The sequence below is a fragment of the Marinilactibacillus psychrotolerans genome (assembly GCF_900101525.1).
Lineage (GTDB): Bacteria > Bacillota > Bacilli > Lactobacillales > Carnobacteriaceae_A > Marinilactibacillus > Marinilactibacillus psychrotolerans.
In genome coordinates this window covers 1-25,677 of the sequence record NZ_FMZD01000011.1, presented here as the reverse complement: position 1 = coordinate 25,677, position 25,677 = coordinate 1, and the positions used below count along the sequence as shown (strand labels likewise).

Annotated in this window: 26 protein-coding genes and 1 pseudogene; 6 read left to right on the top strand and 21 right to left on the bottom strand. The window is 33.7% G+C overall.

Annotated features, from left to right (window positions below; translation table 11 throughout):
* Nucleotides 1–622: 622 nt before the first annotated feature.
* From BLT22_RS07335 to BLT22_RS07300, 9 genes are all read right to left on the bottom strand, one after another.
* Entirely contained in the window at nucleotides 623–1,303 is a 681-nt protein-coding gene (locus BLT22_RS07335; RefSeq protein ID WP_087059909.1) for a zinc-ribbon domain-containing protein, read from the bottom strand.
* 60 nt (nucleotides 1,304–1,363) lie between these two features.
* On the bottom strand, nucleotides 1,364–2,161 hold the full coding sequence (locus BLT22_RS07330; RefSeq protein WP_091762064.1) for a zinc ribbon domain-containing protein: 798 nt from the start codon (nucleotides 2,159–2,161) through the stop codon (nucleotides 1,364–1,366).
* Between the two features lie 106 nt (nucleotides 2,162–2,267).
* The gene (locus BLT22_RS07325; RefSeq protein ID WP_091762063.1) at nucleotides 2,268–3,770 is read right to left on the bottom strand and encodes a zinc ribbon domain-containing protein; all 1,503 of its coding nucleotides are present in this window, start codon (nucleotides 3,768–3,770) and stop codon (nucleotides 2,268–2,270) included.
* A gap of 917 nt (nucleotides 3,771–4,687) precedes the next feature.
* The gene (locus tag BLT22_RS07320; RefSeq protein ID WP_091762061.1) at nucleotides 4,688–5,581 is read right to left on the bottom strand and encodes a DUF7916 family protein; all 894 of its coding nucleotides are present in this window, start codon (nucleotides 5,579–5,581) and stop codon (nucleotides 4,688–4,690) included.
* Nucleotides 5,582–5,618: 37 nt separating this feature from the next.
* The gene (locus BLT22_RS07315) at nucleotides 5,619–6,029 is read right to left on the bottom strand and encodes a DUF3284 domain-containing protein (RefSeq protein WP_091762059.1); all 411 of its coding nucleotides are present in this window, start codon (nucleotides 6,027–6,029) and stop codon (nucleotides 5,619–5,621) included.
* A 1-nt stretch (nucleotide 6,030) separates the two neighbouring features.
* Entirely contained in the window at nucleotides 6,031–6,204 is a 174-nt protein-coding gene (locus BLT22_RS12600) for a DUF3188 domain-containing protein (RefSeq protein WP_143020641.1), read from the bottom strand.
* 22 nt (nucleotides 6,205–6,226) lie between these two features.
* Nucleotides 6,227–6,454, bottom strand: a complete 228-nt coding sequence (locus BLT22_RS07310) for a hypothetical protein (protein WP_091762057.1) — start codon at nucleotides 6,452–6,454, stop codon at nucleotides 6,227–6,229.
* Between the two features lie 80 nt (nucleotides 6,455–6,534).
* Nucleotides 6,535–7,959, bottom strand: coding sequence for a PTS sugar transporter subunit IIC (locus BLT22_RS07305; protein WP_091762055.1), 1,425 nt, complete (start codon nucleotides 7,957–7,959; stop codon nucleotides 6,535–6,537).
* Nucleotides 7,960–8,185: 226 nt separating this feature from the next.
* Complete coding sequence (locus BLT22_RS07300) at nucleotides 8,186–9,490, bottom strand: 6-phospho-beta-glucosidase (protein ID WP_091762053.1); 1,305 nt, start codon at nucleotides 9,488–9,490, stop codon at nucleotides 8,186–8,188.
* 159 nt (nucleotides 9,491–9,649) lie between these two features.
* Between BLT22_RS07300 and BLT22_RS07295 the strand changes: the two genes are divergently transcribed.
* Entirely contained in the window at nucleotides 9,650–10,369 is a 720-nt protein-coding gene (locus BLT22_RS07295) for a GntR family transcriptional regulator (protein ID WP_218127253.1), read from the top strand.
* A 26-nt stretch (nucleotides 10,370–10,395) separates the two neighbouring features.
* Complete coding sequence (gene chbG, locus BLT22_RS07290) at nucleotides 10,396–11,097, top strand: chitin disaccharide deacetylase (protein ID WP_091762051.1); 702 nt, start codon at nucleotides 10,396–10,398, stop codon at nucleotides 11,095–11,097.
* 284 nt (nucleotides 11,098–11,381) lie between these two features.
* On the opposite strand, the gene BLT22_RS07285 is transcribed toward chbG, so the two are convergent.
* Both BLT22_RS07285 and mazE read right to left on the bottom strand, forming a co-directional pair.
* Entirely contained in the window at nucleotides 11,382–11,726 is a 345-nt protein-coding gene (locus tag BLT22_RS07285) for a type II toxin-antitoxin system PemK/MazF family toxin (RefSeq protein WP_072695163.1), read from the bottom strand.
* Nucleotides 11,727–11,957 (bottom strand): type II toxin-antitoxin system PemI/MazE family antitoxin, encoded by a 231-nt coding sequence (gene mazE, locus BLT22_RS07280; protein ID WP_072695164.1) that lies wholly within the window; start codon nucleotides 11,955–11,957, stop codon nucleotides 11,727–11,729.
* A gap of 619 nt (nucleotides 11,958–12,576) precedes the next feature.
* Between mazE and BLT22_RS07275 the strand changes: the two genes are divergently transcribed.
* Together BLT22_RS07275 and BLT22_RS07270 are read left to right on the top strand one after the other, a co-directional pair.
* On the top strand, nucleotides 12,577–13,794 hold the full coding sequence (locus tag BLT22_RS07275) for a cation:proton antiporter (RefSeq protein ID WP_218127252.1): 1,218 nt from the start codon (nucleotides 12,577–12,579) through the stop codon (nucleotides 13,792–13,794).
* 245 nt (nucleotides 13,795–14,039) lie between these two features.
* Nucleotides 14,040–15,329 carry a YecA family protein gene (locus BLT22_RS07270; RefSeq protein ID WP_176935380.1) on the top strand — a complete coding sequence of 430 codons (1,290 nt, stop codon included), beginning with the start codon at nucleotides 14,040–14,042 and terminating at the stop codon, nucleotides 15,327–15,329.
* A 208-nt stretch (nucleotides 15,330–15,537) separates the two neighbouring features.
* Here the strand turns inward: BLT22_RS07270 and BLT22_RS07265 are convergent, their stop codons facing one another.
* The gene (locus BLT22_RS07265; RefSeq protein ID WP_091762049.1) at nucleotides 15,538–16,188 is read right to left on the bottom strand and encodes a DarT ssDNA thymidine ADP-ribosyltransferase family protein; all 651 of its coding nucleotides are present in this window, start codon (nucleotides 16,186–16,188) and stop codon (nucleotides 15,538–15,540) included.
* A gap of 253 nt (nucleotides 16,189–16,441) precedes the next feature.
* Nucleotides 16,442–17,641 carry a Tle-like phospholipase domain-containing protein gene (locus BLT22_RS07260; protein WP_236048812.1) on the bottom strand — a complete coding sequence of 400 codons (1,200 nt, stop codon included), beginning with the start codon at nucleotides 17,639–17,641 and terminating at the stop codon, nucleotides 16,442–16,444.
* A 300-nt stretch (nucleotides 17,642–17,941) separates the two neighbouring features.
* Between BLT22_RS07260 and BLT22_RS12570 the strand changes: the two genes are divergently transcribed.
* Both BLT22_RS12570 and BLT22_RS12210 read left to right on the top strand, forming a co-directional pair.
* Nucleotides 17,942–18,148, top strand: coding sequence for an IS3 family transposase (locus BLT22_RS12570; protein WP_091762047.1), 207 nt, complete (start codon nucleotides 17,942–17,944; stop codon nucleotides 18,146–18,148).
* Nucleotides 18,058–18,638 (top strand): annotated as a pseudogene (locus tag BLT22_RS12210) (IS30 family transposase); the annotation flags it as partial. The gene BLT22_RS12570 and the pseudogene BLT22_RS12210, both read left to right, overlap by 91 nt.
* An 83-nt stretch (nucleotides 18,639–18,721) precedes the next feature.
* On the opposite strand, the gene BLT22_RS07245 reads toward BLT22_RS12210, so the two are convergent.
* The 8 genes from BLT22_RS07245 to BLT22_RS07210 all read right to left on the bottom strand — a co-directional run bounded on the left by BLT22_RS07245 (nucleotide 18,722) and on the right by BLT22_RS07210 (nucleotide 24,883).
* Nucleotides 18,722–19,204: a D-lyxose/D-mannose family sugar isomerase gene (locus tag BLT22_RS07245; protein WP_091762043.1), complete on the bottom strand. Its 483-nt coding sequence runs from the start codon at nucleotides 19,202–19,204 to the stop codon at nucleotides 18,722–18,724.
* Between the two features lie 17 nt (nucleotides 19,205–19,221).
* Entirely contained in the window at nucleotides 19,222–20,118 is an 897-nt protein-coding gene (locus BLT22_RS07240) for a ketose-bisphosphate aldolase (RefSeq protein ID WP_091762041.1), read from the bottom strand.
* A gap of 15 nt (nucleotides 20,119–20,133) precedes the next feature.
* On the bottom strand, nucleotides 20,134–20,976 hold the full coding sequence (locus BLT22_RS07235; RefSeq protein ID WP_091762040.1) for a class II fructose-bisphosphate aldolase: 843 nt from the start codon (nucleotides 20,974–20,976) through the stop codon (nucleotides 20,134–20,136).
* A 6-nt stretch (nucleotides 20,977–20,982) separates the two neighbouring features.
* Nucleotides 20,983–22,080 carry a PTS fructose transporter subunit IIC gene (locus BLT22_RS07230; protein WP_091762039.1) on the bottom strand — a complete coding sequence of 366 codons (1,098 nt, stop codon included), beginning with the start codon at nucleotides 22,078–22,080 and terminating at the stop codon, nucleotides 20,983–20,985.
* 22 nt (nucleotides 22,081–22,102) lie between these two features.
* A complete protein-coding gene (locus BLT22_RS07225; protein ID WP_091762037.1) occupies nucleotides 22,103–22,420 on the bottom strand; it encodes a PTS fructose transporter subunit IIB in 318 nt (105 codons plus the stop codon).
* A 12-nt stretch (nucleotides 22,421–22,432) separates the two neighbouring features.
* Nucleotides 22,433–22,891: a PTS sugar transporter subunit IIA gene (locus tag BLT22_RS07220; protein WP_087057302.1), complete on the bottom strand. Its 459-nt coding sequence runs from the start codon at nucleotides 22,889–22,891 to the stop codon at nucleotides 22,433–22,435.
* Between the two features lie 18 nt (nucleotides 22,892–22,909).
* Nucleotides 22,910–24,406: a BglG family transcription antiterminator gene (locus BLT22_RS07215; protein WP_091762035.1), complete on the bottom strand. Its 1,497-nt coding sequence runs from the start codon at nucleotides 24,404–24,406 to the stop codon at nucleotides 22,910–22,912.
* A 99-nt stretch (nucleotides 24,407–24,505) separates the two neighbouring features.
* A complete protein-coding gene (locus tag BLT22_RS07210) occupies nucleotides 24,506–24,883 on the bottom strand; it encodes a hypothetical protein (RefSeq protein WP_091762033.1) in 378 nt (125 codons plus the stop codon).
* Between the last annotated feature and the right edge of the window lie 794 nt (nucleotides 24,884–25,677).

The following is a 25,677-nucleotide window of genomic DNA, read 5'->3' as shown; positions in this document are numbered from 1 at the left end:
ATAGGTACTATAAAATTGAATAAAAAAGGCGGAACATTATTCTGATACCAAGTTGAGTTACAAATTGACAACCCTTGATTTTTCAACTGAGTTATAGTTTTAAATTGAGTTAGATGAGAACATGTTTTTTATTTATTAACTTAGTACTGGTGTTGAACTGGAAGGGTATTTATGTATCAAATGATATCTTATTTCAAAGTGAGTTAGAAGAGAAACCCCTTTATATCCAACTGAAGATCTGATTTCACTTTGAGTTAGAAGAGAACGTCCTTTATATCTTACTGAAGATCTGATTTCACTTTGAGTTAGAAGAGAACGGCCTTTATATCTTACTGAAGATTTGATTTCACTTTGAGTTAGAAGAAAACGGCCTTTATATCTTACTGAAGATTTGATTTCAATTTGAGTTAGAAGAGGATGGCTTGTTATACTTTTATAAAAGTGTATTAATACAAATTATCAATTTTAAAAGAAAAAAGTGCTGACGAGATTTCGCCAACACTTTTGACTTTAAACCCTAGAATTTAAGCCATCATGATCAATCGGTTTAAAAATAAATTTAACTCTATTAAATTAATGATTTCCTTTTCCTCATATCAATAATATAAAAATAAATTACTAATTATTCAACAACTTTAATAAATGTTTCTCCTGAAATGTCTAGCTGATCATTACCTTTATCTACGATAACAAATTCGTCTGCTATGGAGGCTAAACTTCCACCTATGTCTGCCATTTTCAGTAATGCAAAATCGATTTCTCCAGAGAGCACCATGTTTTCTCCCTCTGTTTCTCTCGTAAGGCCCAGCATTGCAACAAACTGATCAATCTCTTCTATATCATCAGCCCCAAGATCTGCTAGCGGACCTGTGATGCTAAGTGCGACTTTTTTATCCGTGTCAATCGTATACGTTTCGGTTTGATCTACATAAACAAGCGGCAGTCCTACTTCATAACGAGCATCGTCATATTCTGAACTTTCTACGATTGTAGCCATTCCCTTTTTCGAAATTTCAATGGAAGTGCTGGATCCATATGCTACACTATCTAATGATTTATATTCCCCGGCAATAGCGAAGTTTCCTCTTAAAAAGTAAAATCCTGCCGCTAAAACTATCACAACTCCAAACGCTGCCATAATCATTTTCTTATTCAATTTATTCATTAACTGACTTACCAGTTGTTTTGTTCCACTCGGTCGACTTTCTTTCATTACAAAATTATACCCACAAGCATCACAGAATTTTGCTTCTTTTTCTACCTTATTTCCACACTCTGGACAAAACTTATACTCCTTATCCATCTTTCCCACTCACTCCCAGTAAATAATTAATCATCTAACTTATCTCAAATCCTACTTTTTTTAGTACATATACTGGTTGAACATATAAGGAAGCATTTGGTCAATCATCATTTCCATTCCGATTCTTGTGATAATAGCAATAATAATTAAAACTACAGCATTTGCTAATACAGCAACATAAAAATTATCAAGTTTGGAATTGTTTTTACCATTTAATAAATACATATTGAAAGCAATGACATTTACGATTCCTACTAAAACTACACCAACCATTATAATAGAGATCATGGCAATCGGTGAAATCAGTGCACTAATAAATACAATCAATAACAAAATAATGTTGATCGATAATAATCCTCCGTATTGAGAAGTAACTACATTAAATGGTGTACTGACTTTTTGAACGAAATTTTTAAATATAAATAAGATGCCTATTCCAGCTACATTAATGATAAATTGTACAAAGAATAATTTGAAAAATAATCCAATTCCTGATTCAGTTGTAGGCATAATAGTTAGAATAGAAACAGATACTAAACTGTTTAAAATAGCTATCAATACAAACTGTATCCAGCCATTTATTTTATCAGTCACTGTAAAGCTTGTAGATGGATTCTTTAACGTCATTAAGAAATACTTCCAGTACCCTTTGGCCACTTTATCATATTCCACTGATTTAACAGCATTACTGACATTCTGAACCATTTGTGAAGTTTGATTTTCATTAGAGTCACTGTTTGAATTTTCGCTAGTGTCGATATTCTGGTTAGATTCCGTTTCTGTAAATGCAGCTCCACAGTTTGTACAGAATTTTGCATCCTCGTTCATCATTGCACCACAATTATTACATTTTTTCATTTTAAAACTCCTTTTTATTTTATATGTTAGATTACTTTAAAATGCACTTTCTATTATCTGAATCTTTTAAATTTTCATAGTATTTTAAAGTTCACTATTCAATTATCTATTCGGCGTTACTATCGTAGGTCATTTCTTCATTGGCAAAACCACTGATTGATAACGCTTTGACCATATCTCCCCATCCATCATCCACATTTTCAGAAACTAAAGTAGCGTTATAAGCAAAGGTTCTAATTCGGTCATCTGGTGCTACATAATTGTTTGCTTCTGTACCATTAAAATGTGAAATATAATCAATCTCTATATCCGCTTTATACTCATCAGCTGCGGTTTGTTCATAGTTACTTAATCTAACTTCAAACTCAACATATTGAACCTCTTCATTTTCACGCTGTCTCTTGGCATAATCAACATAGAATGGTCTCAGTTCATCATAGGCTACTCCCTCAGAAAAGGATTGACCAAATTCCTTCAAGTCTGCTTCTAAACTATATTGATATTCATTCGTTAGATTAGATAACTGGTCAAACGTACGTTGTAATGCGGCTTGAACATCCTCTTCTGTTAGCATATCCGCAAATCTCAGGTCATAGTATTCGAAATCACTATTGGATACATCCACTGGTTCAGTTTTGATTTCACCAAATGAAGTTTCTTGTCTTAATTCCAATACTGCCCCTTCCAGATTTCCAAACGGTCCGAATTCTCCATTGCCATCTGCTAATTGTCCAATATTTTCATCATTCAGATACACTTCCGCATCTTCTACATTGCTGGATACTTCAAAGTGCATACCTTCAATATCTAATGCAATAGGATAATCATCCTTACCAGACATAACAGTGACTGTATCTTCCGTTACTAACTCTTCGCCATCTAACTCTACCTTGGCACTGAAAATATGTTCGCCTGGAATAACTGCACCATGCTGATAACTAAATTCATCACTATCTGAAGTTGCCACTTCATCCTCTCCGATAAATAATTTAGCATCTGTAGTATTTGTCGTCAGTGTTACATAGGCTGGTATCAGTTCTAGCTCATAGTTATCAAATAATACAAAATTTGATCCTTCCTTTTTCAAAAGTAAAGTTTCTGTTGAACGATTAGATATTAAATCATATCTTGTTTGGTTCCAATCAACGTTGTACAAGAAACTTTCTACATAAGGAGCGATCGATTCTTTTGTTATTTCAAGCCCTTCTTCTGAAGTAGAAAGTACTGAAGCAATCTTCCCATTATCTCTAGATTGTAATGTCTCGATATATCGATCTACTTGATTATCCAGACTATAATAATCTTTAGCTTGCTGATAGCCAAAAATACCGCCGGCAGCAATTATTACTAAAGCCCCTATTCCTATAACCAACTTTTTCGAAACTGGCTTATGAGTTGCTTTAGTTTGCTGATTGATTGAGTCAGCTGTTGAACTGTTCTGTCCCTCTTTGTTATTATCCGTAGTTGAATCTACAGCACTCGCATCCTGCTTATCCTCTACTTTTACTGATTCTGCCTCATTACCTGTATCTGCTGCTTTAACCCCACAATTCTCACAAAATTTCTGATTGTCTTCTAATTTCTCTCCACAGTTTTCACAAAATTTCATATCAGATCTCCTTATTCCATTGATTTTTCATAGTTTCATAGCAAATGTATAAGTTATGTATTACTAAATTTCTCATAATATTTCATTTTAATAATCAAAATGATATGAATTTCAATTTTGTACTTTTAGTTCAAAAATTGATATCACTATTCATTAAAAATTCACTATGATACTATCAAATGGATGCTTACTCTCAATTTTTTTACATTTCTTTCTTATTAAAAATCTAATTTTAGATCATTTATTTATTATTTACCTCCTTTATTATGTTCAATAATCATTCATTTCCCCTTTCTATAATGATTCTCAACTTCTATTTAAAAGATAGGACTTTTAAAACACTAGAAGACATCCTCTGTATTATCGACTCGATCTCATAAATATTAATAAATAAATTAAAATTTTATATGATTATACTAACTAAATAAAAATAATCATAAATAAAAAGGAATTTTTTATACTATTTTTGAATACTAATTCGTTTAATTTATCCGAATTACCTTTAAAAATTTCAATACTTTTAATCAAACACCAAACGTTTTATACTCATAAAAACTGTTCGTATAGATAAAATCTGTATAGTTCAAATTCCTGTTTGCTTAATCGGTTTCAACCCTTTTTTACATTTTTTTCTAAATCAATCTTATCAGAACATTAAAAACGATTCATAAATTGATAAATACAAAAACGTTGCTTTTATTTCCTGCTTCAACTAATCTCACATTTCTTTGATTGAATAGAATTACACTGAATATAATCGTTTCAGAATAGCTTGAGAAAATTTACAAAATAAAAAACACACTAAATTATCTGTATATTAGCTCAAGGACAAATAATTCAGTGTATTTTTTTATTCAAATATTTTTCCATCCATCTTGCTGATTCTTTGTTAAGTATCATCGTAAACTTCCAATTCATTATCTTTCGTTTGATCCTGCAATTCGTGCAATGGTGTGTCTATCTCCTCTAATCGTTCGTGACAGCTCAAGTAAATTTTGATAGGGTGCTACTCCGCCGCTTCCCGCATCTCCAATGTGTTGAATATCTACCCCTGCTATTTTATTTTGAAGGGCAATATCTCTTATTGTTGAAGGCGCTGAAGTTTCTTGACTCGTCCCAATGGCAGAGAGAGTTAAAACATCATATTTTTTAGCTAACTGAACGGCCTTCATTACCATACTCGTTGTAACACCAGGTACCGTGCCTACAGCTGGAAGCAAGATAGCATCCGCACCATTCATGATAAATTCTTTTATAGCATTTAAGTCAACAACTGGTTCATTAACACCCGCACCATGCATTTTACCCGCTATAATCAGTCCGACAAACTTTTCTTTTGCGACTTTTAAGGCTTTGATGATTTCTTTATTACTTACACCGGTTCCCGGATTGCCAGTTAAACAGATAAAATCAAATCCTAATTCGTTAGCTTTCTCAAAAGTTTCTTTAAATGCTTGTCTACCTTTAGGTATGTCCAGCTTATTTTCAGACATTTTTGCTGATTCATCCACTGGTTCTAAATTGACACCAATGGGTCTGCCAACGAGTTTTTTCAAATATTGAATTGGTTGTTCTATATCATCTATCCCTTCTATTTTGGGCTCCATTAAATCTAAACCGTTCAATAAGATCAAATCTGCTCCAAATGCTTTAGCCACTTCACTGTTGGTCAATCCATGTGACACTGATGTACTTACAACATTCTCAGATAAAATTGTTCTGCCTTCGCTGGCTTTGATGGACGCTTTCAAATCATATTTATCCATCTTTTTAAAGTCACTTGCGTAACAACTGAGTAATCTTTTAACCATTCTCTGCCCTCCGTTAATTGATGTAACTCGAATTCTTTTAGGTTCGTTCTATACTCTGCAACATTTGCATAAGGCGTTTCTTTCTAAAATAGTTTAATAATGTCCCAACAAGTGCATCATTCAGTTTTTGCATATGTCCAATTGACTCTATTTCCTCCGTGTAGTGAATTTTACATTTATCCCGTGACAATGCGAGAATATCATACTTAACAAGAAAGTCATTTTTGTTCGTCCGGGTTCTGTAATGATAAGCTTCATTTATTTTGAATTCTTCTATCTTGATGTTAGCACGACTTTTTTTGCTGAAAGTTTTAATGTATTCAAATCCGGTCATTTGATCCGTAGAAGGACTTTTACCCGTCTGTGTTTTTATATCGTATAAAACAGAACGAGTAATCGTAGCGAATAATTGTTCAGCTGATATATTCAATTCTCTGTATATTTCCATTTTATCCCCTTCTTCGTTTAGGTTTCTTTCCTTTAATCGTTATGATTAGGCCTGATATTATTAGTGTCGAAGCTGTTACCAAACTTAAAATATCATAAGCTGCTGTAACAGTGTTTACACTAAATAATAACAGTAGACAGCCAATACTTAATAAAAACAGTCCGTTTTTTGACATGACAAACATCCTTTCTTTTAACTCAAGCTGAAACTGAAACCACCTGAAAATATAGAACTGAACCCCAACTCTGACTTTTTATAGCAGATTTAGCTATTTTAGCAGCTTTTTCTAAATCATCTGCATCCGTTTCAAATAAAAGTGAAATACCTTCTTTTTTATGATAAGCAAAATGTATATTTTCTTCAGTAAGATTATTCAAAAGCTCGATAATCTTATCTTGCTGCAATGCTGAATTAACTTTAATCATTTTACAATACTCCTTTATTTATAAAAATTTAACGGCTGAGTTACTCTTACCTAAAGAGATGAATCAGCCGCTATTCATTTTTACTCTGCTTTCTTCATTTCTTCTTCTCCTAATGCCGGATCCATTTTATTTGCTGCTATGACAAATGGTATCCAAATTAAGAACGAAGCAACAAAAGCGACTAATGTAACAATTGGTGCTCTCCAGTCAGCACCTGTAGCTAGGAAAGACAACAAAAACGGTGGTGTAACCCATGCAACTTGTTGAGAAACAGGATTAACTAATCCCCAGATCGTAGCAAAGTATCCAATCGAAACGGATACAACCGGAGCGAGTAGAAACGGTATAAACATAATAGGATTCAAAACAATCGGCAACCCAAACATTAACGGTTCATTAATATTAAAAATACCGGGACCAACTGATAATTTCCCGACTGTTTTATAATCGGATCGTTTAGAGAATAGCAGCAATGCTATAATCAAAACAATTGTACCGCCAGACCCTCCAAACCATGCATAAGCATCAAAGGATCCTCGAACCCAATTATAACCTTCTGCTATAACTAATTCTGCTCCACCTTCTTGGAAAAGGTTTACATTTTCAAGCTGTGCAACACCAAAAACACCTTCTAAAATAGGGGCAAGTACATTTGGTCCATGAATACCAAAGAACCAGAATATTTGTACAAATAATGTTGCTAAAATTACAGCTCCAAACCCTTGAGACAGACCTAACAGCGGAAGTGCAATCGTTTCTTGCAGCCATGCTAAGAATGTCATTCCTGGGAAAATAAGTGAAAAGGCCCAATAAAAAATACTTACTGCATATATAGCAACGGTGGCTGGAATAATTGAAGCGAATGCTTTTGATACAGCCGGTGGTACTGTGTCAGGAAGTTTAATCGTAATATTGGCAAGCATTAATTTAGCATAAATTACGGTGGATACAAATCCAATAATCATTGCTGTAAAGAAAAAGTTGCTATCTAAGTTATTTAGTGGCAGCCAGCCCCACCCGGTAGCTGATATCCCTGTTGCTGTTGCAGTCCAACCAGCTTCATTGATATTAATAGCATCAATGGTTGACTGATCCAAATTCAAACCAGTAATTTCTCCTGCAAAAGAAAATGTGATACCGGCAATTGAAGAAGCCGTAGCCACTATTCCTCCAGCAAGTTCATTAACCCCATAGGCTCTGGCGAGATTATATCCCCAAGAAAAGACAAAAATCAATCCGGCTACAGCCAGTGTACCGTTCCAGACATACCCATTGATTGCAATAATCTGACTGATAACTGGAATCGAATTTCCATCATATCCTTCAAAAAATTGAGGTGGAAGATCTCTCAAAATAGCATTTAGCATAACAGCCACAGAACCAGCCATTGTAGCTGGAAGTGTCCCAATAAAAGCATCTCGCAAAGCAACTAGATGTTTCTGTGCTCCAATTCTCCCGGCGATCGGAAGAATGTATTTCTCTAACCAAGCTGTTAAAGCATCCATATAATACCCTCCAATTATTTTTCTAGAATAAACAATAAAATGACTCAAACAAAATCTGTACTAAACTGATACTTGAAATAACAAAGTTTCTTCAACACTTCTATCTTTTCTAATAATCACCTCCCTACCATGAAAAGGCATACATTTGTTAGCACATCACTAAGCCTCAATCCTTATTAAATTAAACAAAATTAATTTAATAGGATCCCAATACATACTAATTCACTTATAAATCGAATTGAGGTAAGTATTCCTTATGTGCATTAAGTAATTCATCTAAAATAACTTTTGCGTTCTTTTCATCTTTGATTAACGGGTTCATAACAAATGCAAGATACGCATCACGATAATCTCCAGAAATGCTCGCTTTAATAACCTGTTCTTCAAAAGCTTTCATCATTAAAATATCTGCTTTAATTTGCTGAGGCAAACGTCCAACAGTTAATGGAACCGGACCTTCTTTAGTAATTAAACAATTTACTTCTATCACAGAATCTTCAGCTAAATCAACAATTGCACCATTATTTAATGTATTGACAGTCATAATATTCTGACTATTATTATAAATTGATGACATTAAACTACAGGCAACATCACTATAATAGGCTCCTCCGCGTTTTTCCAGTGCTTCTGGTTTTATATCTAACTGAGGATTTTTATATTCATTAAAAAGTTCTTCTTCAATCACTTGTACTTGTTCTGCCCTTGTTCCGTTATCTTTATAGGCTTTTAAATCTTTCTTTAAGGTAGATTCCTTCTGATAATAGTATTGATGATACGGATTAGGCAGCATATTCATTGCTTCTAAAAATGTTTCTGACCAACCGGAACTTACTATGTTAGCTGGAGAGAAGTCTACAGATTGATTAACTAAAGCTTCAATTACTTTACTTAATTTATCTTCTCCGTTGACCAACACTTTTGAACCGAAAACAAAGTGATTCATCCCAATAAATTCAATTCGTACATTGTTTGGATCTTCCTTTAATATTTCAGCTGCTGACTGAGTCATATTATATGGAATATTACATACACCAATCACTTTCTTATGCATTCCGTGTTTCAGCAACGCCTCAGTCACTATTCCAGCAGGATTCGTAAAGTTGATGATCCATGCATCTGGACAAATTTCACTGACATCTTTTGCCAGATCCAATAATACAGGTATCGTTCTAAAAGCTTTGAAAATTCCTCCAGCGCCATTTGTTTCCTGACCTATCAAACCATGACTCAAAGGGATTCGTTCATCTTTCTCTCTTGCTTTAAGCCCTCCAACGCGAATTTGGGTAGAAACAAAATCAGCCCCATTTAACGCTTCTCTTCTATCCAAAGTCCATGACAGTTCAATGGATACACCTGCTTTTTCGATCATTCTCTTAGCTAACTGACCAACTATTTCAAGCTTTTCTTTCCCACTCTCAATATCTACTAGCGATATAATATCTACAGGAAATTCATCCTGTCTTAATATCAGACCCTCTATTATTTCCGGGGTGTAACTTGATCCACCCCCTATAATCACTACTTTCATAAAATCCTCCTCCTTTTGTTTGTCTTGTGATTAACCACAACTAAAATGTATCATACAAATTTTTAAATGTAAACATATTTATAGCGTAATTATTAAATGTACATACATTTATTTTTTTGCTATAATATGTTTAATGAAACGAAAGGAAGACTTATGAGAATGAAAAAGTCATTACACGCATTTATTAAAGAAGAATTGATTGAACGAATCAAAACAGATGTATATAAGGTAGGTGATCAATTCCCTACAGAAAATGAATTATGTAAAGAATTCAATGTTAGTCGGACTACAGTGCGGATCGCCCTTACTCAATTGGTTCAAGAAGGCTACCTTATTCGTCAACGAGGTAAAGGTAGTTTTGTAGCCGAACCCAAAGTAAATCAGATACTCTCTCATACTGATGACCGATTTACACAACAACTTCAAGCACAGGGAAAATACGGTCAAATTAGCTTAGAGAAGATTGAAGTAATACCTGCTCGAGATTCTCATAAAAAAAGGTTTAACATTGAAGAAAATGATCCCATTCAAAAAATCAAGCGAACACGATCAGCTAACAACGAAGTTACTCAATATGAAGTCGCCTATGTTCCTTGGAATATTGCTCCTGGACTAAAAAAAGAGTATCTGGAAGCATCCTTATATAAAACTCTAAAAGAGACATACGGCATCTCTATTCATAAGACAACAGAAATCGTTGAAATAACGCTTGCCGATAAAGATATCAGTCATTATCTACAGTGCGAAGTCGGACAACCTTGTTTTTATATTGAAACAGTCGCTGAAGATAAAAATGGGCTAGTCATAGAGTTTTCACGCTCATACTTTAGAGGCGATAAGACGAGCTTTAGAATTGAACGATATTATCAGGAAAATTAAAAAACTATTAGCTGGAGGAATTAAACATGAAAATTTTGGTAAATGCTGATGACTTTGGGTTAACCAAAGGTATAAATGAAGGTGTAATTGATGCTCATATCAATGGCGTGGTTACCCGTACTACCCTTATGATGAATGGTATGGCTGTAGAAGATGCTATCAAGCTAGCGAAAGAAACACCTTCATTAAAAGTAGGCATTCACTTAACGCTTTCTTTTGGAAAACCCTTGAATAAACTAGAAACAAACCTCTTGACTAATGATAGTGGTCATTTTAAATATACAAGTACTGAAGTTTCACTGACACAAACTGAAATTGAACAAGTCAAAATAGAATGGACAACTCAAATTGAAGAATTCTTGAAGACAGGACTTACTCTTGACCACATCGATAGTCATCATCACGTTCATGGCTGGCAGGATTTAAAAACCGTTGTGCAAGAATTAAGCGATCAATATAATCTTCCTGTCCGTTATACAGAATCATTAAAAGATAAACCAGAACAGTTACTTACTGAAAATCTCTGGTTAAACTTTTATAAAGAAGGCATTAACGACCAGTTATTTGAAGAGCTGTCTTCTCTACCTTACCATTCTATCGAAGTAATGGTTCACCCAGCGGTAGTAGATATTGATTTGAGACAAATAAGCAGCTATACTGACTTTAGAGAAAAAGAAACACAAATTTTAAAAACCCTGAAAGTTAAAGAGTGTATTACTCTTATCTAGAAGTTAGTTCATTCAATTTTAACTTGGCTAGAATTTATTTTAAAATAGGAGAAATTTTGATATTAAATTTCTATATAATCAATTATTTTCTATTAATTATCCATATATCAGATAGGGAATAATAAATTTACGATTATGTTTTTTAAATTCGATAGACAAAATTTAAAAACGACTGATTCACATGAGAATCAGTCGTTTTATCTAATTATTCTATTCGAAGTTTAAAATTTGTTTGCGATTTATTTCATAATTTATAAAGCAGCATTCATTTTTCTTTGGCCTAACTATTCAGCAAAAACAAAAGATACGAGTTGGTTGATTTGTTCTAGTTCATTTGTAGATATTTTTTCAACAAACTCACTATTTCTCTCCATATAATCAAGTGATTTTAATTGAGAAATCAATACCTGTCCTTTAATTTTTGATGTGCTCGTCAAATTGAATCGAGTTGAGTAGTTTTTCAAAGTAGAAGTAATAGGACAGACGACTGCGAAATAAGTGCTTTTATTAAATGCATAAGATGATACCACTAATCCAGGTCTTCTTTTTTGAATTTCTTTTCCAGCCGATGGATCAAAGTCAATCCAGATAATATCTCCTTTATGGGGAATATACTTATCAACTGACATCTACCAGACCTCTTTTCCAGCCGGTTTCATATCTGCCCACACATCTTTTTCATAATATTCTCCAGGTTCCGCCTTTTTGAATGGGTTATCTAGTTTGGGAATTAAGGATATGTTTCCATTCTTATCCGTTCTTACAATATATTCTACATTCATGTCTAAATTTTTCGCTTCAGAAGCAGGTATAGTAACCACGACGGAACTTCCTTGTTTCCGCAATTTTGTTGTTAACATTTACATCACTCCTTATCATTAATTATACTAAATAACATTTAATAACGCAATAGGTTAATTGCAACACTACATCGAGATTTATAATTTAATTGGATTATATATTTTATTAGTCATAATCTCATTATTCTCTTAACTCAACTTATATTGTACTTAATTTAGCAGGTCAATTTATCCTACATTTAACTATTAACTTACCTGATATAATTCAAGCAAGTTTTTCACTTTGCACTTTCTTAATCAATCATATTTAAACTGTTATTATGCTGGCTTTCTAATCCCATTCTAGGTGCTAGATACTGGATTTTATCATCTTCTCCCTTCTTAGTAGCATAATCATTAATAGGTTAGTAAAGTAACATATTCTATATTCTATATACTATGCAAATAGTCAAATATTAATGTTTTTTCTTTAACGTAATTATGTTAAAGAAGGTAACTTTTCAATTAGCTATTAACTTGAGCTTGAAACACACAGAACAAGGTTGCTTCATTTATTGAAGAACTCTTTAATAATTCGGAAAGAGTAAGATTTGCGAATAGCTATTTTTTAACTCCTATCTTTTTCTTTGTTATACTATTTTAATAAAGACTTGATATTTAGAGAGAAAGGAGCTTTAATGTGACAATATTGCATCGGCTATTGATTCTTTTGTTGGTTAGTATTATGGTTCGCATGCTTGATATTAAACAGAAGTACTTTCCTGTACTGGTTGTTTTAGTTCTTTTAGGAATAGGACTGTCTTTTATTCCTATGTTCTCGGATTTTTCTGTGGCAAGCGATGTCTTATACGAAGTATTTATCCCAGGTTTACTGTTTGTCTCGGCTTATCAGTTTTCAGCTAAGGCATTCAAAAGTAACGCACCAGTCATTATCACACTGGCTACAATTGGTATGCTAAGTACAGTATTTCTTTTGGGAATAGGAATTTACTATACCGCTGCATTGATTCATCCTTTAACGTGGAATATATCATTATTACTGGCAGCTATATTAGTACCTACAGATCCTGTTTCAGTAGTCAATATTCTAAAGAAAAGCAATGGTGTGGATGAAATTGCAGATATCGTTGAAGGGGAATCCATGTTAAATGACGGAACGAGCATTGTCATGTTTACAATAGTATTATCAATGGTCGAAACCGATGGCGGATTTTCAATTCTTTATTTTCTAAAGGAATTCTTAATCGTTTCTTCAGGTGGGGTTGTTGTAGGGTTACTCACTGGCTGGCTTCTCAGCAAACTTCTACATTTCACTTCTCATCCAGATTATTTGGTCATGTTAAGTGTATTAACCGCTTATGGAAGTTTTCTGCTTGCTGAATACTTTGGCTTTTCTGGGGTGCTAGCAACCGTTATTTCGGGGATCGTACTTTCTTTTGCATTTGTAAAAAAAGAAACTGAGATAGAAAAAGAAACTAGAAACCATTTAAATATATTCTGGAATATCCTTAACCCCATTCTAACTTCCATTCTTTTTCTACTCATTGGTATACAGGCCACACCCTATTTAAAATTTAATCAATGGCCCCTAGCTTTCATGGTATTTTTATTATCTGTGCTTGCAAGAACAATTATTGTCTTTTCCCTTATGTCCATTTTTCCAAATTGGAGAAAAACATTATTTCGAAATAAAATTTTGAATTTCTTGCTCTTATCATGGGCAGGCATTAAAGGATCCATGTCGGTTGTCTTATTATTATGGACAGTAAACAGTTCAGTAGGTAATCAAAATTTGGTCATCTCTATTGCATTTTCAGCTATTCTGATCTCATTTGTCCTTCAAAGCATGGGTGTGTATCCTTTAACGCTATTATTGAAGAAGGTTGAATCTAAGTAATATGCATGTTAAAAGTGCTGATCAGTGCTATATAAAAAAAGCAGACATTCTTATCGATATGATAAGAGTGACTGCTTTTGTCTTCTAAAAGTATAACGGTTTAAATCACTGCTTTAAGAACTTTTGAATCTACGTATAATAGAATTATCATTCCATTTGATATTCGTCTACTTTCAGAATAAAATAAGGATACCAAATACATAGCCTTGCTATACTCTCTAAAACATCTCGAAAGGATGCTTAAAATGAACGATCCAATGATCACTGATTTAAATATAGCTCAATTGAAATCCATTAAAAATCTATCGATTACTTCTGTCATAGCTGAATTCGATTTATATTCTCCTGCAAAAAATAATTCAATAAAAGATATGTTGGCTGCTTATCGTAAAAAAAGTTTACTTGATCTCGCTTATTATAATTTTATCGATTTAAAAAAAAGCTGGACAAAATCTAAGATGGTCGATACTTTAACTGAACATTTCACTGAAACATTAACTGGTCGCTTATTAGCTTTAGATGAAGAACAATTAGGTTTACTTAAACAATTTGTGGAAAGTGATCCCGCCATCCGCAATGAACAGTCACGAGTACATCAATTATTTTTCATTAGAGTGTTTCCAGCCGCTGTCAAGTTAGGGCTTTTATTCCCCAATCAAAAGGATAACAAGTTAGGAATCGAGATGCCTGAAGAACTACCCGAAGCACTTAATGACTTTAACAATTCTGAAAATGATGAATTAAACTATTTTATACGAGACCTCGACCTAGCACTAAAAGCAGGGATTCACCTGTATGGCATACTGTCCTATTCAAAAATTGTTGATCTTTATCGAATTTTGCATCCTGAGATGGACCTTTCAAATGCCTCTTTGAGTAAGATTTTTTATTATACGTCTACCTTAGCGATTGCTCATTCTTATTTTCAACCAACCGTGATGACAATTGCCAGTGACCGTTTTGACAACGAATTCCATGCCGAAATGTTTATGGATGCTTTGAATCATGACCATAAAGAAGACTACAAACCTTCAAAAGATGAACTATTATTTTATGCTAAGCATTCCTTTGATCGTCGCTCAGCTGAATACAAACAGTTAAGTAAAATTTTACGCAAAATTACAGATGATTATGACATTGCAATCTCAATTATTGAAACACATTTACTCTTAGGTTCTCGAATGTCGATTTTAATGGAGGAACTAAGCGAGGATGATACAGTTGTATTTAATTCAGAAAAAGAAGTTGGAAAGTTTGTCCAGACCTATATTGACTTGCAGAAAAAAATCAGACTCTGGAGAAACGCAGGGAATACGTTTCAGGATTTAAATAAAGCGACGCCCTATTCTGTCCTCAATCCGCACAGCGAACAGACCATGCTTGATGAAACGCCATTGCCTTCTAATGTTATCCCTTTTTCTGCACGAGCAAATAACCCTAACAAAACAATTCAGGCAACCTCAAAAAAAGTTGGCCGAAATGAACCTTGTCCTTGCGGTAGTGGATTAAAATATAAAAAATGCTGCGGTAGGTAGACAGATCGAAGAGTACCCTAAACATCTTAATAAACAAATGAACCAGTAGAAGGGCTCTTTCCACTGGTTCATTTGTTCTGTTTTTAAAGTCAAGGTATTGAGAAACTACTAATCTGAATGCACTGATTCAGTATTTAAATTGTTATTTTATCGCAAGAACTTCATTTTTGCTATTAGATCTAATATATTATAATTTACTTTATAAAGTTTAATAAGGACTATTAGCTTCAGATTGATACCTTCCATAATACATCAGTTGGTCATTAAAATGGAACGCTATTTCATAATTGTCTATACTATCTTTAAAATTCAGCTTCAGTTTTTGTACTGCTAGCCAATTCTTATATACTTGCGACTTCCACTCCAAGTCAGATTGTTTAAAACTTATCTTCAAATCAAATTGAGTTGGTATTGATGGCGTTTGATATTGACTAATATTTAGATTGAATTGCATGTAGTTTTCCGCTAAGTGCACATTATTGAAATAGGTCCATCTGCTAAAGAAAACATTTTTTGAGGAATCTATTTGTATATAATCTTCATATTTTCGTTTTAATTCATCACTCATTAATGTTAATAAAGTTTCTTTCTCTGCAGGTGTTCTAACAATAATCTTTTTTAAATAGTCTTCTATTGGCAAGGATTCCGGAAAAATAATCTCTGCTTGTCGATGACCAATTATTTCAAGCTTCTCCGCTTCATTTAACGCTCCATCATGATAAATCTTATCAAAAGGTAATTTGTTAAATTCTTCTGGAGTTGAATATATTTTATGAGGAGCACTTAAAGCTAAACTTCTATCTGTAAAAGAAGTATCTGGATGAGTTATCAGTTTATGTATATCTAAAAAAACAGGTATTGAACATTGAGCATTTAACTAACTTATTGCTAGTTGTTCTTCTGTTTTAACCCCCTCATTTGGACTACGAAACGCTTGTCGAATCGAGAAGATTGGGAACAGGAACAGTCTGAAATTAATCTTGCAAGTCCTTCACCGATCAGTTGAGTGAGGTAAAAAGAGCATACAGGTAGTGTTCACTTACAGCTTATAATTTTTGTTCAAAAAAGTGTTGACATGCCCATTTCTTCTTCCATTCGCTTTCTCCTTTATCTCAAGCTAGATGGGCACCTAATTCATGATCTCGGTCGACTAATTCATTAATTTTAGAACTGATTTCTTCTGTCAAAACAGAAAATTTCGACGACATCTGATTTACCTTGTTCATTTTCTCAATAAATGCTTCTGAAGGCAGATCTACCATGCTTTGTTTAGTACAATCGACTTCTCTTAGAGCATCCATTACCTCTTCATACGATAAGTCAGGTGCTGCGCTGAGTGCCGTTTCGACTCCTCTTGCCCAGTTATCTTCGATATCAACGAGTCCTTCTCGGTAAATAGTCAGAACGTTTTCCATCGCTTCGTCAAATTTTGAAGACAGGATTTTGATGACTGTGAGGGCTTGCTGATCTTCTAAATAGATTTCTTCATTGTAGGATAAGCCACCACCGCTAGTCGTTAATTTACTTCTTAATGCTACTAAAACAGAAAATTCTTCAATCTGCCTTTCTAACCAGCGGTTTTCTGCTTCTAGACTTTCAATATACTCTTTTTCTGCTAAAGTGCCATATCGATTTAGCTCCATTTGGCGAATTTCCTTTTTATTTTGTATTACTTGTCCTTTAAGGAGGGTCTGTTCAATGGATATCCCTCCTTGAAAATCTGTATAAACGACGATATCTCCATGTTTATCGATATAATTTCCCTGATCATCTAATTCAAATTGTTTTAAACTATGTCCTGCGGTTTCCCATCCAGCATTATCTATACCAAAACTATAAAAAGGAATACGGTCTTTACCACCTGTTACCAAACCCGTTGTCACCATATCAGACGTATCATATAAGTTGACAACTTGGCCCGTATATCCCTGTATTTGACTCTCACTTAACCCTGAACCCGCCGCGCCATATGTAAAAGCATCATATCCGTTTAATACAGCTACATAGATGGCTTCTGCACCGCCTAAGGAATGACCTGTAGAAGAAATACGGTAGCCTTCTTTATCAGAATATTTTTTCTCAATTTCATTTGCGTAGTCCACAGCTGATTGAAAAGCCCCGTTATCATGCTTATCATTAAGTCCGATTTCACGCCCATTCGTTTTCCAATCTTGTGAATCGGTCATGGTTGTTCCCGCATAAGCAATGACGATATCTTTTTCAATCACTGATTCAGGATAACCTGAAACTTTTTTAAGCTGTTTTTCATTGTAAGATTTATATTCATCTTTTATTTCTGCGACAGGTTTCATGATAGTTTCTTTCCAATCTTTACTATTCCTTTTTCAACCCCATATACCTTACTAGAAATTTCTTGATAATACTCCATTATTTAGTCCCACCTTCATAATAAATGATTTTACTTTCTGGAAAATTTCCCTTTGTTAAGGGTATAGACATCAATCCAAAAGAACTATCGAACAAGAAAAAAGCAAAGGTGATTAATGATTTATCTGAAAGCTTTGCTTAAAAGTTTAAACGTAACCAAAAATAGTTACTTTTATCATAGAAATCAGTTAAAATAATCAGGAAATTATTCAGATTTACGGGTTCTGGTTATAGAAATTTTTAAAGAGAATCAAGCTATTTATGGCTATAGACGGATTCATAGTGAATTAAAAAATAGAAAGATTATTATGTCTAAAAAAGTCGCAAGAAAATTAATGAAAGAAGAAAAGCTAACCGTTATAAAGAACGCCGCGGTAGCCCAGCTTTTAAAAGAACAATTAAAGATAGAGAGACGGATCATCCTTTATTGAAGGAAGAATTTGGTCACTTAGAAAGGGATACGATCGTCGGAGTTCATCACAAAAGTGCGCTGTTTACCTAAGTTGAAAGGCTGTCAAGAGTCATCATTACTTTAAAACCAGAAGGTCGTAAAGCATTTGATATCGAGAAAACACTGAATCAGTGGTTCAGTTCTATTCTGAAATATATGTTCAAGTCCATTACACTCGACCGCGGTAAAGCGTTCTCAAACTGGAAGGCAATCAGTAATCAACAGGATGTGGCCATTTATTTTGCAGATCTAGGGACACCTTCGCAAAGATCCTTGAATGAACAGTCTAATGGATTACTGCGAAGAAACGGTTTACCTAAAGAAATAGTTTTTAATCAAATCAATCAGAATGTCGTATCTGCAGTAGTGGACAAGCACAATCGAATTCCTAAAAAATCATTGAAGTATCAAACGCCATTAGAAGTATTTTGAGTTACATTGATGGAACCTGTTTGTCTAGCTTATACTGACAATCCAGATATTAAAAAATTAGAAGAAGTCAAACTGATAAATCAGCTTGACTCCTTCTATAATTATCTCCTAATCTGTTATACTACGTTCTTATAATGTTAGGATTTCTAAATATATCTGTCGCATCATCACTAGGCGTTGAAAACTCACTCACTATTGCGCCTTTTTCACCACTTACAAACCAATGAAAAGTATCCGGTTGAATGGTATATTGATCACCAGGTAAAAGATGAATACTTTTTCCTGCTTTAAAGTAATTCGAATCAACATTCTTCAAAAATCTATTAGTCTCATTTAGGATTTCTCCTTCTACAAAGAGCCATACCTGACCAAACAAACATCTAAAAGTTTCCATTTTTCCCGGTTGGTTTCCTCTAGGCGGATGTTTATGTTCTGAACATACTTGTTTGGGCATCAATACTAATTCTTTTGCACAATAATACTCATTATTCTCATAAACTACAATTTGTAATCCTTCATTCTCTAAATTTCCTAGACCAAAGTCAGTTATTTCAATATTATCTTCTTCCTCTGGAGTTAAAACAATTTTATTCGCGTCAAGCATTTCTAGAACTTTTGTTTTTACTTTGTCTCTAGAAGATATTTTGACTCACTCCCTGAATATAATCCTGCTTTATTTGTAGATTCGAAAAGGTCCATTTTATAACGAATAACGTCTCTAGCTGCATCAATACATTCTGGGAAAATAGCATTAGGATCCCATAATTCTGTTGTAGAAAGAATTTCTCTTGCTTTCTTATAGAAAGCAAATTTCATATCACTTGAAATGTTCACTTTTTGAATTCCGATTTTCACTGCTCTGGCAACTTCTTTATCCGGATTTGAGGATCCTCCATGAAGGACTAATGGTGTATCTACTCGGTTGACAATATCTTCAATCAATTCCAGTTGTAATTTTGGTTTTACATCTTTAGGGTAAATCCCATGAGCTGTTCCTACTGCTACCGCTAACGTATCTACATTCGTTTTAGCAATAAAGTCTTCTACATCCTCAGGATCAACATAGGTAATTTCAGAAACGCCACCTTCTACTGTTGTACCTGTATCCCCAATGGTACCTAATTCACCCTCTACTGAGACATTAACCATATGAGCAATCTCTACTACTTTTCTAGTTTTTTCTACATTCTCATCGTACGGTAAAAGTGATCCATCAATCATTACAGAAGTAAAGCCGGCACGAATGGCTCTAACCACTTGATCTAATGAAGCACCGTGGTCTAGATGAAGTACAAAAGGTGTTGAACTATTTCCAGCTCTTTCTCTGACATAAGCGAAAAACTCATCTGTCAAAAATTCAAACTCATCCGGATGAATCGCTATAATTGCTGGCGAATTTGACTCTTCCGCTTCTTCGACTACTGCTCTTAAAAAATTACTATCCGCTACGTTAAAAGCACCTACCGCAAATCGGTTTTCTTTCGCTACTTTCAATAGTTCTTTCATATTTAATAACATTCTATTTCCCCTTTTCTATGCTTTGTTTTTTGAATTTACCCAACCCATATAGTTAACAATTTCTTGTTTATATGCCTGTTCCATTAGCAGCATTACTTTGCTTAAGTCTTTCTCAGCTGTTCTTTCAATCGCTTCTCGTCCAGCAGCGAAAATGGCTGCTCCTACATTAATTTTTGTAATCCCGTATTTTATCGCTTCACTTAGATTTTTCTGACCTGCTCCACTCCCTCCGTGTAAGACAAGCGGTATGCTTGCCTCCTCATTAATTTTTTTTAATAATTCAAAATCCAATGTTGGTTCTACTTTTTCACTATACAACCCGTGAGCAGTTCCGACGTTAATGGCTAGGCAGTCAACCCTAGTTTCTTCAACAAATCTTTTTACGTCTGCTAGCTTTGTCGTATAATCACTAATGTTTTCTAATGAATACGTATCAGCATCCCCCATGTGACCTAATTCGGCTTCTACACAAGCATTATATTTTTTTGCATTCTCATGATTTTTCTTTGTAATTTCGATGTTTTCTTCTAAATCATAGTCTGAAGCATCTATCATAATAGAAGTGAATCCAGAGTCTAAACACCGCTGAATAATTGATTCATCTTTACCATGATCTAAATTTAAAGCAATTGGTACAGGACTTGCCTCCGCTAATTCTTTGACTATTTTCCCAGCGATTTCCGGAGATATATTATTTTTCAGATGTTCTTCGTACATATTTACAATAATCGGAGAATCCTGCTCCTGTGCAGCTTGAATCGTTGCTCGAATGGTTTCTAAATTGAAACAGTTTATAGCTAATACCCCAAACTTTTCTTTATAGGATTGTTCAACTAATTGCTTCATATTCACTAACATATATCATCATCCTTCAACAGTAAATACAATGGCGTCATCATCAACTGAATTGCTTTCCATCTCATCAAATGCTTCATCTTCTTCTGTTACTTGTTTCTTCCATAAAGAAAGCGTTACCCCTGTAATAACAGATCCAATTCCAAGAGCTGCCATAAATAACCATGGATTGGTAAATAGTGGAACAACGAATAAACCTCCATGTGGTACTGGCGCTTCTACTCCCCATGTCATAATTAAACCACCAGCAACAAAAGAACCAAGCACACAGGATCCGACTACTTTTATTAAGTCACGTGCAGCGATTGGAATAACCCCTTCTGTAATCATTGCAATTCCCATAGGGAACGCTGCCTTTAGTGATTCTTTTTCTGATTTTGTATATTTATTTTTTGTTAAGAAGTAGGAAATTGTAATTCCAAATGGTGGAATGATTGAACCCACAAATTTAACTGCTTCTGGCCCATATACGCCTTCAACTAAAAGTCCATCGGCAAACATAGACATCGTTTTATTTACAGGACCCCCAAAATCAAAAGTCGCCATAGATCCTAAAATACCCCCGAATAAGAATTGAGAACCCCCTTGCATCGATTCCAAAAATCCAATTAAGCTATTCTGCAAATAAGCAATTGGTCCACCAATAACGAAATACATAATCAAGCCACTAATTGTGATGGATAACAACGGAATAATCATAACCGGCATTAAACCTTGTAAAGACTTTGGTACTTTTATATATTTCATTATTGCTCGTACTAAATATCCTACTAAGAAACCGCCAAGTATCCCCCCAATGAATCCAGCTTCTATTTGATTGGCAATAAACCCAATTATAACGCCTGGTGCAATCCCTGGCTTATCTGCTATAGAATAAGCAATCGCTGCTGCAATTACTGGTACAATCAACCCAAGTCCCCAAGCTCCAATTTGTACGAGAACCCATGGTAATGAACCTTCTATTTCTAACGTTTCTGCTCCAATCAACCTGCCAATGACTTGTCCTAATGCCATACACACCCCGGCACCAACAATTAAAGGCAACATATACGATATTCCTGTAAGAATGTGATTTTTGATTACTGTAAAATTTTTAGATTTTGCCATTTGAACAATACCTCCCCTGATATTATTTAGACACGGATAGTTCTTTTTCTACTTTCTCCATAAATTGAACCGGTGCTTTAATGACTGTTGCTGTGGGTACTCTAACAATTTTTTTATTTTTAAAGCGTTCTTCCCCTCCGATCTTAATATCGACAGCTAGTATAACTAGGTCAGCTGATTGAATCTGTTCTTGTGTTAACTTATTCTCAATTCCGATCGTACCCTGTGTTTCCACATGAATTTCATGTCCTCTCGCTTGTGCTCCTTTCATCAGTTTTTCTCTTGCAATATAGGTATGTGCGATTCCTGCTGTACATGCTGCTACTCCTACAATTTTCATTTTAAATTCCTCCTACACAGATTGTTTAGTCAATAAATCAACAATTTGATATGGTTCTTCGCTTTCTAGCAGCCCTTTCAAAACATCATCATCTGCTAGTGTTACAGCTACTTGAGACAACATCTTCAGGTGGGTTGTCGTCTTATCACTTTCTTTTACTGCAAATAGAATAACTAATTTGACCGGTTGATCATCCAGACTCTCCCATTCCAAGTCATTCAGTGACTTTCCAATAGCTATACTTGTTTTTAATACCGCACTGGACTTTCCGTGTGGAATAGCGATACTATTCCCTAACCCTGTCTGTCCTTCCTCCTCTCTTAGATAAACATCTTTCATAAAATGATTCACATCCTCTATACACCCCTTTTCGAAAAGTTTATTTGATAATTCTCTTAGCATCTCCTGCTTTGTATGCGTGTTCATATTTAAGGAAACCAATTCTTCCTTTACAATTTTTGACAGGTCCATTTGCTCCACCTCTTATCCTTATTTTGATAGCTCATTTAATACTACTTCTTTATCTTTCTCATTGAATAGCGAACTAACAATGACTGTTTTGAACTTTAAACTTTCGATTTTAACTGTGCTGATCACTATATCTATCGAATGGTTGCTTTCGTATTTTTTAACTTCTTTTGCAGAAATTACATCAACTATTGTCCATTTCGGAAAAAATTTTGCTACTCTAGTTTTTAACAAGTGGGAAGTCCCAATTCCAGTAGAACAAACAATCAAGACCTTTTTACTTTGCTCTTCCTTTTCAATAGCATTCTGAATATATAACACAATATATCCGATCTCATCATCAATGATTCTGGGAAGTTGATACTCTAAACAAATTCCTTTCATGATGCTTTTTATACTTTTAAAAAGATCTCCAAATTCATTTTCGATATCTTCTACTAACTTATTTCTGACCTGAACTTCATACATCACTCTTTTGAGTAATGGATTAAAGTGTTGAATAAGCTGTTTTCTCAGTTCCGCATTTTTACTTAGATCTATAGATAGTTTCTTTTTTATAGATATAATCAACTGATCAACCATATTTCCAACAAGTGTTTGTTCAGTTTTTTTATTATCTTTCTGGACTCTATAAGTTTGCCCACCGGCAGAACAAAGGTACATATAAATGTATTCAACCTCATTAAAAATAAATTTTTCTTGTAAATATTTTTCGATTTGCTGAATAACCTCTAAAGCAATTTTCATCATTTCTAGATTAATGGTAGTTTTTTCAATAGAAGAGTCTTCATTTATGAACGCTCCTTCTTTAACTCGTTTAATTAAAATCAAAAGATGCGAAAAAAGATTAATATAATAAGGATTCTCTAAATCAAATTCTAGCCTGTTTTCTATAATATTCATTATTTTCTGTATGAAACGAATATCTTCATTAGAGAACCTTTTCAAAAATAAATGGATATTTTCATCATTGACCTTGTCATTTTCCGGTTTTAAAATCCACTTGCTCTCAAAAGGTAAATACCTTTGAGTCATAGAAACGAGCATCTTACGAATGTTCTTTTCGGTACCGGATATAAAAGTACCATTTGAAGTTTTTTCTAAGACTAACTCATATTTTTTGAGTTCTTTCTCTATACATTTCAAATCATTTACAATTGAAGAATTGCTAATATAGAACTTTTCTGCCAATTTAGAAATAGATGTTGGTTTCGGTGTTTTATAGAGTAGTTCAAGTAATATCTGATCTCTTCTATCTACTTCTGAGATTGAATTAGATTCAATAAAAGAGAATTTGTGCTTTTCTTTTAGAAATATTGAATAGTTTATTCTATATCCTTTACTACTGACCTTTTCAATTAGAGGTTTATCTGAATGAATCATCGTCTCAATCTCTTTAATATCACGATAAATAGTTTTTTCTGAAACTTTTAACTTTGCAGCTAATATTTGAGCAGGAATATATTGATCCGAATCAAGAAGTAATTGTATAATCTGATTCTTTCTTCTAGACGTCATTTCTACACCTCCTTCTTTAAGCTTAATTAAAGTCTATATCCAAATCATTTTTTATTAAATACCAAACCATGTCTTCAATATAAGGACATTAGTAAACGCTTACTTTTTAGCGTTTTTTAAATATCTTTTTAAAGCTTGGTTCATCTTATAATTATTGATTCTTCCGTACTCACTTGTTTCATTAGGAATGAGTACCTTTAACAGAACTAGAGGATGATTTTGGAGCTTTATTTGATTATTCCCTAAGGATTTGGTCAATTCAAGAAAGCTTCGACTAGACATACCTGTCTCATCACTCAGCAAAAACGCTTCTATAATTCTTTCATCTTCCTCTGTTATAGTATATTTTTTCTCTATGCTATCTTCAGTTTCTATCGTTATGTCGATCTCTTCCTCCCCATCTTTAATAAGTGTATTGAGTGAGCCGCTCTCTTTTCTTGGTAGGTTGATGATTGTGATCGTTCTATGACTTAGCATTTCTATCCCTCCCTATTTATACTCTATATCATACTTTAAAAACTTAGTAAGTTTAATACTAATGTGTGTCTGCAAGTTCAGGACATTTTCAAAATTTATTAACCATTCTGATAAAATTTTGAACTTGCATTACTATTATTCATTCTTTGAAAGTGAGATACCTTATAGCTTTTCAGGTAGATAATGAATAAATTCATACTATATATAGAGGAAAACCGATAAGCTGAAACCTAAATAAATTATCAGCAAATAAAAAAGTAGTATCTATATAATTTAAAAAGGAGAAAGCCATTAACGCATTGGCTTTCTCCTTTTTTGATGATGATTATACTCTTTTTATAGTCAATAAAAACTTTAATTCAGAGACATTCCCGATTAATATTACTCACAATTATAGAAATCAATGGTATAGTATTTTTTTGTTTAGAATTCAAACAAGAAATAATTTGATCATATTATTCGTTAAAAACTTATAGTTCTGATCAAGTTTGTTTTATAGGGCTATTCTAATTAATTCATTACTTATACTTATACTTATACTTATACTTATACTTATACTTATACTTTCAGTATATCATCGAGTTGGCTATTTCGTTCTAGTTCATTTTTAAATATTATAAATACACTCATTGTTTTTCTTCTTAAATCATAATTCTATTACAGATCTTGTTCCAATTCTGCCTGTTTGATTAATACTCGTTCGCTGATTTTCAAGAATGGTAGATATATTATAACGCCTAACACAATCAGGAAAACCTGGAGTACCGAAGCTCTCCAATCTCCTCCAGTTGCCA